The sequence below is a fragment of the Vibrio sp. Vb0888 genome, from assembly GCF_033338835.1.
Classification (GTDB): Bacteria; Pseudomonadota; Gammaproteobacteria; order Enterobacterales; family Vibrionaceae; genus Vibrio; species Vibrio alginolyticus.
Map to the genome: position 1 here is coordinate 37811 of NZ_JAWOTL010000028.1, position 7458 is coordinate 45268.

Here is a 7458-nt window from a genome sequence, read left to right on the forward strand (position 1 = left end):
TGGAAGCAATAAAAAACGGGAGCTGATACTCCCGTTTGTGGTCTCAGATTCTAGAGTTACGCGACACTATCCATCTGAGGGTATAGCGGCTTTGCGGCAAGCAGTTCCGGCTCGAAGTCGTCAACATTGATTGTATCTAGACGATGCTGTTCCGCTTCTCTGAGTAGATCGGCTTCTTCTTGCGTGATAAAGCCTTGCTCTAGCCCTTCCTGAGCAATCATATCCAAACGTAAGAATGGGCGACGCTTACCTTGCGCTTTACATACTTTGTCAAACACAGGTTCAGCTTGAAGAATGACTGACAGCGCAAGCTCAATCTTACCTGCTGCGTTGTGCTCGGTTGGTTCAAGGTATTGACCGCGACCAATGCGTGAGCGCGTTGCACTTGGCGTTTGTAGAATGCGCGCCACTTTACTGTCTAGTTTATCGCTTGGCGCTTTGCGTACACGACCGAATGGCATGATTAACACGCGCAGTGCACTACCAATCACTTTGTTCGGGAAGTTTGCTAAGAATTCGTCTACCGCCACTTCCGCTTGTTTCAAACTGTCTTGTAAACCCCAGTGTACTAATGGTAAATCTTCGACTGGGCGGCCATCTTGCTCAAAACGTTTCAACGTCGCAGAGCTTAAATATAGCTGGCTTAGAATGTCACCAAGACGCGCTGATAGACGCTCTTTACGCTTCAAAGAGCCACCTAGCACTGCCATTGAGATATCCGATAGCAGAGCAAGGTTTGCACTGTAACGGTTCAATTGTTGGTAGTAACGCTTGGTTGCATCTTTGGTTGGTGATGAAGAGCCCAGACCGTCGCTCAAACCAAACCAGATACTGCGCACTAGGTTACTCATTGTAAAGCTCACGTGACCAGCAAGCGCTTTATCAAACTTCTCGACAGCATTACTTGCTTCAGAATACGCCGCGTTCATTTCTTCAAGAACGTACGGATGGCAACGGATTGCGCCTTGGCCAAAGATGATCATTGAGCGTGTTAGAATGTTAGCACCCTCAACCGTTACTGCGATTGGCGCACCTTGGTAACCACGAGCTAGGAAGTTAGAAGGTCCCATACAGATACCTTTACCGCCTACGATGTCCATTGCATCGATGATGCTTTGCTGGCCGCGGTGCGTACAGTGATACTTCACGATAGCTGAGATTACTGAAGGCTTTTCACCTAAGTCGATACCCGCAACGGTTAAGTTGCTTGCTGCATCCATCACGTAAGCATTACCACCCAAGCGTGCTAATGGTTCTTCAACCCCTTCCATATGGCCGATAGGCTGTTTGAACTGACGACGAATACGTGAGTAAGCACCGGTTGCCATTGCCGCAGTTTTGATGCCACCTGTTGAGTTTGAAGGTAGCGTGATACCACGTCCAACCGACAGACACTCAACCAGCATACGCCAACCTTGGCCCGCCATTTTTTCGCCACCGATAATGAAATCGATAGGAACAAAGATGTCTTTACCGCGCGTTGGACCATTTTGGAATGGTACATTGAGTGGGAAGTGTCGGTTACCAATCTCAACACCTTTGACATCAGTTGGGATAAGCGCACAAGTGATGCCAAGATCTTCTTTGTCGCCTAGCAAACCTTCAGGATCGCGAAGTTTAAATGCTAAGCCTAGTACCGTTGCGACTGGCGCTAGGGTGATGTAGCGCTTGTTCCAAGTCAGGCGCATACCCAGTACTTCTTTTCCTTCCCATTCGCCTTTACAGACCACACCGTAATCTGGAATAGATCCAGCGTCAGAACCCGCTTCTGGACTTGTTAGGGCGAAACAAGGGATTTCCTTACCTTCAGCTAGACGCGGTAAGTAATGATTTTTTTGATCTTCAGTACCGTAGTGTTGCAGTAGCTCACCTGGGCCCAAAGAGTTAGGAACACCAACGGTAGACGATAGAACGCCAGAAACACCCGTTAATTTTTGTAGCACCAAAGATTGCGCGTATGCTGAGAATTCCAGACCACCGTACTTTTTCTTAATGATCATGGCGAAGAACTTATGATCTTTCAGGTATTGCCAAACTTCTGGCGGTAAGTCCGCGAGTTCATGGGTCACTTGGAAATCACTCACCATGGCGCACACTTCATTCACAGGGCCGTCTAAAAAGGCTTGTTCTTCCGCACTTAACTTAGGTGCTTGAATTGCGTGTAGCTTTTGCCACTCTGGTTTGCCTTTAAATAGTTCGGCTTCCCACCAGACGGTACCTGCGTCTAACGCTTCTTTTTCGGTTTGAGACATAGCTGGCAGCACTTTCTTGAAAAGCACTAACGCTTTGCGGCTAATTAAAGACTGACGTACGCCAGGAACCGCGAGCACAGCTGCGGCGAGAACGTAAATAGCCCAACCAATAACGCCGACAGTACCAGCTACTGTAAGAGCCAGCATGGCTGCGGTGAGTAAGCTAATAGATTTCACGAGAGACATGCGGTGGTAGAGCGTAATGCCTAGCACGATCGCCATCGTGATGATTGAGAGCAAGATGTCCATATGTATTTTCCTTTTCAGACTTTATAAGTTTTGTACGTCTGTATGTTAGGTAAGAGGTCTAACCAGTTGGTTTAAGTGTAATCAAAATATTAAGGAAATGTAAAACATAAGATTGGATAAAAAGTGATCTAAGTAGAGTTAAAATTCTAAAGTTGAGATTTGAGTGATGGTTTCATGAGCAAGTTGACAAGTTTATTACCATCACTAATCTAAATCTGTTGGTTCACTATCGACACTAATTCTCGTTTGTGGGTAAACTCAGAGTAATCAAACCCGAGTTCAGGTTTATGAAATGTCCGATACCAAATTGGTATCAGAACAATTTGCTCAGTGAGTCAAGAGCTGACTGAAGCCGAAATAATAAAGAGAACGTCTTATGTACCATGATCTGATTAGAAGTGAATTAAACGAAGCTGCTGAAGTGCTCAACAAATTTTTAAGCGATGACCATAACATTGCGCAAATCGAAGCAGCGGCGAAAATGATTGCTGACTCATTCAAGCAAGATGGTAAAGTATTGTCATGTGGTAACGGTGGTTCTCACTGTGATTCAATGCACTTTGCCGAAGAGCTAACAGGCCGTTACCGAGAAAATCGTCCTGGCTATGCTGGTATTGCTATTTCAGATCCAAGCCACCTTTCTTGTGTGAGTAATGACTTTGGTTATGACTTCGTGTTTTCACGTTATGTAGAAGCGGTTGGTCGAAAAGGTGACGTACTGTTTGGTCTGTCGACTTCAGGTAACTCAGGTAACATCCTGAAAGCGATTGAAGCAGCACAAGCGAAAGGCATGAAGACGATTGCGCTAACAGGTAAAGATGGCGGCAAAATGGCAGGCCTTGCAGATATTGAAATCCGCGTGCCACACTTTGGTTATGCAGACCGCATTCAGGAAATTCATATTAAGATTATTCATATCATCATTCAGTTGATCGAAAAAGAGATGGAATAATCGTTTACGGCCACCGTTTCGAGCTGTGTTGTTAGGGAGTTTTTTAAACCATGTGTGAATTGCTCGGTATGAGCGCTAATGTTCCAACGGATATTTGTTTCAGTTTTACTGGGCTCATGCAGCGTGGAGGTCGAACCGGCCCACACCGTGACGGATGGGGGATCACCTTCTACGAAGGGAAGGGCTTTAGAACCTTCAAAGATCCCAAGCCAAGTTGTGAGTCTAAAATAGCAGAGTTGGTACAAAATTATCCCATCAAAAGTCGTGCGGTCGTTAGTCATATCCGACAGGCGAATCGTGGTGGTGTTAATTTAGAAAATACTCATCCCTTTACACGTGAGCTGTGGGGTAGGTATTGGACGTTTGCGCATAACGGTCAGCTCTCTGGCTATCAAGACTTGCATACAGGTCGACATCGACCTGTCGGTGAAACAGATAGTGAACTGGCATTTTGCTGGTTATTGAAGCAAATGGAAGATCGATATCCTGAGCCACCAAAGGATATGGAGTCGGTATTCTTATATGTTGCTAAATGTTGTGATGAGCTAAGAGAGAAGGGTGTATTTAACATGCTTCTGAGTGATGGTGAGTATGTAATGACGTATTGCACCAATCATTTGTATTGGATCACAAGACGCGCACCGTTTGGAAAAGCTGCTTTGCTTGATGAAGATGTGGAAATTAACTTCCAAGAAGAAACCACGCCACATGACATCGTTTCTGTGATCGCAACTCAACCTTTGACGGGCAACGAAGCTTGGCAGCGTATGAAACCTGGCGAATACGGCTTGTTTCACCTAGGTGAACTAGTCAAAAATAATGCCTCTGAACTGGTAAATGTGCCGTTTGCGGCGGCTAAGCCGGGCAATCAAGCGCCAACCGAACCGTTAGAGTGATGGTCTCTTACTCTGAATATAAAAATAAAGCTCGCTTAATCGCGAGCTTTATTTTTATGCGTTTTAAACCGAGGGCGGATACGGATGAGCATTCTTACTTTCTAGAGTGCTGGTAGTAGAGTCCTAGTCTCGCTAAGGCTTGCTGTAAAGACGTAACTGATAGAAATTTCTCATAAAACACCTCGTCAGTCTGAACGGTGAAGAACGAACCAGATTCAGAATCTACTTTCCGAGTGTTATGTTACTCAAGTGGTTATGGGATTTTTTAGAATGTTGGGTTTTAGGTTTCTAGTCTCACCATGGTTTTCTTGAATCAAGTTTATAAGTATTAAAACAACCAAGAGCAGCCCTCAGGCTGCTCTTTTGTGCTTGGAGTTTATTATTCAGGGCTACTCATCTGAGGCGTACCCATGTACGCCAAGCTCTGCGCCATCTAAATAGGCTTTACCATCCTTCATGATCAACCGCTCGTCTACCAGCCACTTAGCCACCATAGGGTAGATTCGGTGCTCCTGCGCCTGAACACGTGCCGCAAGTACACTAGCATCATCGTCTTCGAACACAGGAACTTTTGCTTGCAGTATGACAGGGCCACCATCAAGCTCTTCCGTTACAAAGTGCACACTCGTACCATGTTCTTTATCGCCAGCATCAATTGCTCTCTGGTGTGTGTGTAGCCCAGGATATTTTGGTAGAAGAGAAGGGTGGATATTGATCATCTTACCCATGTAATGAGAAACAAATGCGCTGCTCAGAATGCGCATGTAACCAGCAAGAATAATCACGTCTGGTTGGTATTCATCTATTTGACTCATTAGCTCTGCATCAAAGCTTTCACGCGAGCTGAATGCTTTAGGGTCGACAAAGTGACCGTCTACATCAAACTTTTTTGCACGTTCTAAACCAAAAGCATCTGCTTTGTTAGAGAACACGGCTGCCACTCGTGCGTTTGGCATGTTGTCTTCGCAAGCTTCCAAGATAGCTTGCAGGTTACTTCCGTTACCCGAGATGAGGACCACAATGTTTTTTAGGGTATGGTTTTTCATGATGTCGAGAGCGCCTTGGTATTGTAGGTTGGAGTTATGTAGCTTCTAAACTACCTACTAATAGAATGGTTTTTAGTGTTCTAGATAGCAAAATGAGGACCTAGTCATCTAGTGTCCTCATTCTTCTTATCTTTTGAGCTCGATTTGCAAATTATTGGATTTCAACTTGCTCTTCGTTCGCGTCTGCTTGTTCGATTTGACCAATTACCCACGCGTTTTCGCCTTCTTCTTTAAGAAGAGCAACTGCTGCATCTGCCTGGTCTTTCGGTAGTGCGACGATTAGACCTACACCACAGTTGAATGTGCGGTACATTTCGTGTGTGTCGACGTTGCCTTTCTCTTGTAGCCACTTGAAGATAACTGGCCATTCCCAACTGTTACCATCGATAACTGCTTTCGTGCCTTCAGGCAGTACGCGTGGGATGTTTTCCCAGAAACCACCACCAGTGATATGAGAAATCGCATGGATGTCGTGTTTCTCAATCATCTTAAGTGCTGACTTGATGTAAATTTTTGTTGGTTCTAGTAGGTGCTCACCAATAGTGCGGCCTGCTAGCTCTTCGCTCTTATCTGCACCAGATACTTCTAGGATCTTACGGATAAGGGAGTAACCGTTTGAGTGTGGGCCGCTTGAGCCAACAGCGATAAGTGCATCACCAGCAGCGACTTTCGTGCCGTCAATCACGTCTTCTTTTTCTACTACGCCAACACAGAAACCAGCTACGTCGTAGTCTTCGCCTTCATACATGCCCGGCATCTCCGCAGTTTCGCCACCAATTAGGGCACAACCTGCTTGAACACACCCTTCTGCGATACCTGAAACAACATCCGCTGCGGTATCAACGTCTAGTTTGCCTGTTGCGTAGTAATCTAGGAAAAACAGTGGCTCTGCGCCTTGCACGATAAGATCATTTACACACATTGCCACTAGGTCGATGCCAATCGTGTCGTGCTTGTTCATATCCAGTGCTAGGCGAAGTTTTGTGCCAACGCCATCAGTACCAGAAACCAGTACAGGTTGTTTGTATTTAGTTGGCAATTCGCATAGCGCGCCAAAACCACCGATACCACCCATAACTTCAGGGCGACGAGTGCGTTTTACCGCACCCTTAATACGATCCACAAGCGCGTTGCCTGCATCAATATCTACACCAGCGTCTTTATAGCTAAGAGAAGAGTTGTTACCACTCACAGGGAAGTCCTCGGTATTAAGTTGGATATGAAAACGGCGCTATTCTAACAGTGCTTAAACATAGATAGCAAACGTTTGCGTCTGTTTTTTTCTTTAGTGATTTATCCTGATATCCCTGTGAAAATCATGTATAATCTGAAGGTTTGTTTAAATATTGCCAACTATAGCCGGAGATGGACATGAAAGTTGTTGAAGTAAAGCACCCTCTAGTAAAACATAAAATTGGTCTAATGAGAGAAGGTGACATCAGCACAAAACGTTTTCGTGAGTTAGCGACTGAGGTCGGTAGCCTACTTACTTACGAAGCAACGTCAGACTTTGAAACAGAAAAAGTGACCATTGATGGTTGGAACGGTCCGGTAGAAGTAGACCAGATTAAAGGTAAAAAAGTAACCGTAGTGCCAATCCTACGTGCAGGTCTAGGCATGATGGATGGAGTTCTTGAGCACATGCCAAGCGCACGTATCAGTGTTGTGGGTATTTACCGTGATGAAGAAACGCTTGAGCCAGTTCCTTACTTCAACAAGCTTGCTTCAAACATCGAGGAGCGTATTGCGCTTGTTGTTGACCCAATGCTTGCAACAGGTGGTTCTATGATTGCTACTATCGATCTCCTAAAAGAGAAAGGTTGTAACCAAATCAAAGTGCTGGTACTTGTTGCTGCACCAGAAGGTATTGAAGCGCTAGAAAAAGCACACCCAGATGTTGAGCTATACACTGCGGCAATCGATGAGAAGCTTAATGACAAAGGCTACATCGTTCCGGGTCTAGGCGATGCAGGTGATAAGATCTTCGGTACTAAGTAATTCTTTGATGTATTACTATGACTGAACAGAAAAAGGCTTGGTGAAAACCAAGCCTTTTTTGTATC

General features: G+C 45.2%; 6 protein-coding genes. 3 read left to right on the top strand and 3 right to left on the bottom strand.

Going from position 1 to position 7458, the window contains the following annotated elements; translation table 11 throughout:
• Window positions 1-56 precede the first annotated feature (56 nt).
• Entirely contained in the window at window positions 57-2501 is a 2445-nt protein-coding gene (fadE, locus tag R7P72_RS22280) for an acyl-CoA dehydrogenase FadE (RefSeq protein WP_005380391.1), read from the bottom strand.
• A gap of 376 nt (window positions 2502-2877) precedes the next feature.
• Here fadE and lpcA point away from each other — a divergent pair, with 376 nt between their 5' ends.
• Both lpcA and R7P72_RS22290 read left to right on the top strand, forming a co-directional pair.
• On the top strand, window positions 2878-3453 hold the full coding sequence (gene lpcA, locus R7P72_RS22285; RefSeq protein ID WP_005380392.1) for a D-sedoheptulose 7-phosphate isomerase: 576 nt from the start codon (window positions 2878-2880) through the stop codon (window positions 3451-3453).
• Window positions 3454-3503: 50 nt separating this feature from the next.
• Window positions 3504-4349: a class II glutamine amidotransferase gene (locus tag R7P72_RS22290; protein ID WP_005380394.1), complete on the top strand. Its 846-nt coding sequence runs from the start codon at window positions 3504-3506 to the stop codon at window positions 4347-4349.
• A 389-nt stretch (window positions 4350-4738) separates the two neighbouring features.
• Here the strand turns inward: R7P72_RS22290 and purN are convergent, their stop codons facing one another.
• Together purN and purM are read right to left on the bottom strand one after the other, a co-directional pair.
• A complete protein-coding gene (gene purN / locus R7P72_RS22295) occupies window positions 4739-5395 on the bottom strand; it encodes a phosphoribosylglycinamide formyltransferase (protein ID WP_005380397.1) in 657 nt (218 codons plus the stop codon).
• Between the two features lie 151 nt (window positions 5396-5546).
• Entirely contained in the window at window positions 5547-6587 is a 1041-nt protein-coding gene (purM, locus tag R7P72_RS22300) for a phosphoribosylformylglycinamidine cyclo-ligase (protein ID WP_005380399.1), read from the bottom strand.
• A 179-nt stretch (window positions 6588-6766) separates the two neighbouring features.
• Between purM and upp the strand changes: the two genes are divergently transcribed.
• A complete protein-coding gene (gene upp / locus R7P72_RS22305; protein ID WP_005380401.1) occupies window positions 6767-7393 on the top strand; it encodes a uracil phosphoribosyltransferase in 627 nt (208 codons plus the stop codon).
• Window positions 7394-7458: the final 65 nt, after the last annotated feature.

Excerpts from the sequence above, each read along its gene's own strand:
- fadE (WP_005380391.1), bottom strand. The coding sequence starts at position 2,501 with ATGGACATCTTGCTCTCAATCATCACGATGGCGATCGTGCTAGGCATT.
- lpcA (WP_005380392.1), top strand. The coding sequence starts at position 2,878 with ATGTACCATGATCTGATTAGAAGTGAATTAAACGAAGCTGCTGAAGTG.
- R7P72_RS22290 (WP_005380394.1), top strand. The coding sequence starts at position 3,504 with ATGTGTGAATTGCTCGGTATGAGCGCTAATGTTCCAACGGATATTTGT.
- purN (WP_005380397.1), bottom strand. The coding sequence starts at position 5,395 with ATGAAAAACCATACCCTAAAAAACATTGTGGTCCTCATCTCGGGTAAC.
- upp (WP_005380401.1), top strand. The coding sequence starts at position 6,767 with ATGAAAGTTGTTGAAGTAAAGCACCCTCTAGTAAAACATAAAATTGGT.